Source organism: Microvirga sp. P4_G7 (assembly GCF_056401005.1).
The window spans coordinates 1-2,572 of the sequence record NZ_JBFUKD010000543.1; the positions used below are offsets into that span (position 1 = coordinate 1).

Consider the following 2,572-nt stretch of genomic DNA (forward strand, 5'->3'; position numbering starts at 1 on the left):
CACGGCCGCACCGAGCCGCGCCAAGAGTGCCGACACGTACCCGCTGCCCGTTCCGATTTCGAGAACGCGATGCGCCTCGGACACATTGAGCGCAGCGAGCATGGCGGCGACGGTGCCTGGCGACGTCATCGTCTGTCCGCATGGGAGCGGCAAGGCCACGTCGCTGCGGGATAGATCGGTAAATCGCCGCGGCGCGAACACTTCGCGCGGCACGAGTTCCATCGCGCGCAGAATGGCGGTGTCGCGAATGCCTCTGGCGCGAAGGGACAAGATAAAGGAGGCGGCTTCCACGGCCCCGTTACCCAGATGGTCTTCATCCTCCCGATAGAGCGGAAGATTCATCTGTCTCGAACGGGGGCGGTCGCCTGTCATCGCGGCACTATAGCCTCACGCGAAAATCTGCGCATAGCGGGTGAGCGTCGGTTCATCCGTCATATCCAAGCGCAAGGGCGTGACCGCAATGCGGCGGTTCGCAACCGCCCACAGATCTGTTCCGTTGCCCGGAGTGAACGGACGGCGTTCGAAAGTGACCCAGAAATAAGGAATGCCGCGTCCGTCCGCGCGTTCGTCGAGCCGCAGCAATTCCTGGCTGCGCTGCCCCTGGTTGACGACCGCGGCGCCGGTGACTTCGTCCGGTTCGCAATCGGGGAAATTCACATTGACGAGAATGCCCTTCTCGATCCCGGCGTCGAGGATCCTCCGCACGATCTTCGGACCGTGATGCTCGGCGCAGTTCCATTTGATCGCCTTGTGACCGCCGGGACCCGATGCCTGCGACAGGGCGATCGACGGAACACCCAGAATGGTGCCTTCGATGGCGCCGGCGACGGTGCCGGAATAGGACACGTCTTCGGCGACATTCTGACCGCGATTGACGCCCGACAGGATCAGGTCCGGCTTGTTCTCCCGCATGAGATGCCGCACACCCATGATGACGCAATCGGTCGGCGTGCCGCGCACGGCGTAGTGACGCGGCGAGATCTCCCGCAACCGCAGCGGGTCGTTGAGCGAGAGGGAATGCGCAACGCCGCTCTGGTCCGTCTCCGGCGCGACCACCCATACGTCGTCGGACAATTCCCGCGCGATGGATTCCAGGACTTGCAAGCCGGGAGCATGAATGCCGTCGTCGTTGGTGCAGAGAATGCGCATGGGATCAGGCCTGTTTTTCGATGCGGGTCAGCCCGCCCATGTAAGGCTGCAGAACCGACGGGATCGTGACGCTGCCGTCTTCGTTCTGATAATTCTCGAGAACCGCCACGAGCGTGCGGCCGACTGCGAGACCAGAGCCATTGAGGGTGTGGACGAAACGCGGCGCCTTGCCGTCGCCCGTCCTATAGCGCGCATTCATGCGCCGAGCCTGGAAATCCGTGCACACTGAACAGCTCGAAATTTCGCGGTACATTCCCTGCCCAGGCAACCAGACTTCAATGTCGTAGGTCTTCGCAGCTGCGAATCCCATGTCGCCGGTGCAGAGCGTCATCGTGCGGAACGGCAGATCGAGCTTTTTCAGCACCGTCTCCGCAGAGTTCAGCATACGCTCGTGCTCGTCGGCGGACGTCTCGGGCGTCGTGATCGAAACCAGTTCGCACTTTACGAACTGATGCTGCCTGATCATGCCACGCGTATCGCGCCCCGCAGATCCTGCTTCGGCGCGGAACGACGGCGTCAGCGCCGTGAAGCGCAGCGGCAACTCGTCTTCGGAGAGAATCTGTTCGCGCACGAGATTGGTCAGTGTGACTTCGGCGGTCGGGATCAGCCCATAACGCGCGTCGCTGATGCTCTTTTCCAAAGCCTCGCGCGTCGCGGTCCCAGCGAGGAGCGACGCAACCAAATCCTGCAAGGTGGATCCCGGAATGGCCCAGAATTGATCGTCTTCGAATTTCGGCAATTGCGCYGTGCCGAACATCGCCTCGTCACGCACGAGAAGGGGCGGATTGATCTCCGTGTAGCCGTGGTCGTTGGTGTGCAGATCGATCATGAACTGGCCGAGCGCCCGCTCCAAGCGAGCAAGCCCACCCTTCAGAACGACGAAGCGAGAGCCGGACAATTTTGCGGCCGTCTCGAAATCCATCAGGCCGAGGTCTTCACCGATCTCGAAATGCTGCTTTGCCGCCGCCAGGTTCTTGGGATTGCCGTAGCGAAGCCGCTCCACGTTGCCGGTTTCATCCAGGCCGACGGGCACGTCGTCCTTGGGCGTGTTCGGGATCGCCGCCAGCACGAACGCCAGCTCCCGCTCGGCCTCCCGCTCCGCCGCTTCGAGGTCCGGGATGCTCTCCTTGAGACGGGCGACTTCCGCCATCAGTTCCTGAGCACGGACCTCGTCCTTCTTGGCCTTCGCCTGGCCGATTTCCTTGGACAGCGCGTTGCGCCGCTCCATGGCGGCTTGCAGGGCCGACACGGCGCTCTTGCGCTGGTCGTCCAGGGCGATCAGCCGTGCGGACGAAGCTTCCATGCCCCGCTTCTTGAGGCCCTGATCGAACGCCGCGGGATTGTCGCGGATGGAACGGATGTCGTGCATGGGATTGACCGCGCTGCGAGACACGGCCCTGCCCAAAACATGACCGCATCGGTG

3 protein-coding genes are annotated in these 2,572 nt (G+C 62.9%); all 3 read right to left on the bottom strand.

The genetic code is table 11. The features are described 5' to 3' along the window. The coding region (locus tag AC1DT3_RS17655; RefSeq protein WP_477466539.1) for a protein-L-isoaspartate O-methyltransferase family protein at positions 1–342 on the bottom strand (342 nt) is incomplete at its 3' end. 45 nt (positions 343–387) lie between these two features. Further along, positions 388–1,149, bottom strand: a complete 762-nt coding sequence (gene surE / locus AC1DT3_RS17660) for a 5'/3'-nucleotidase SurE (RefSeq protein WP_477466540.1) — start codon at positions 1,147–1,149, stop codon at positions 388–390. A 4-nt stretch (positions 1,150–1,153) separates the two neighbouring features. Beyond that, on the bottom strand, positions 1,154–2,518 hold the full coding sequence (serS, locus tag AC1DT3_RS17665; RefSeq protein ID WP_477466541.1) for a serine--tRNA ligase: 1,365 nt from the start codon (positions 2,516–2,518) through the stop codon (positions 1,154–1,156). Positions 2,519–2,572 lie beyond the last annotated feature (54 nt).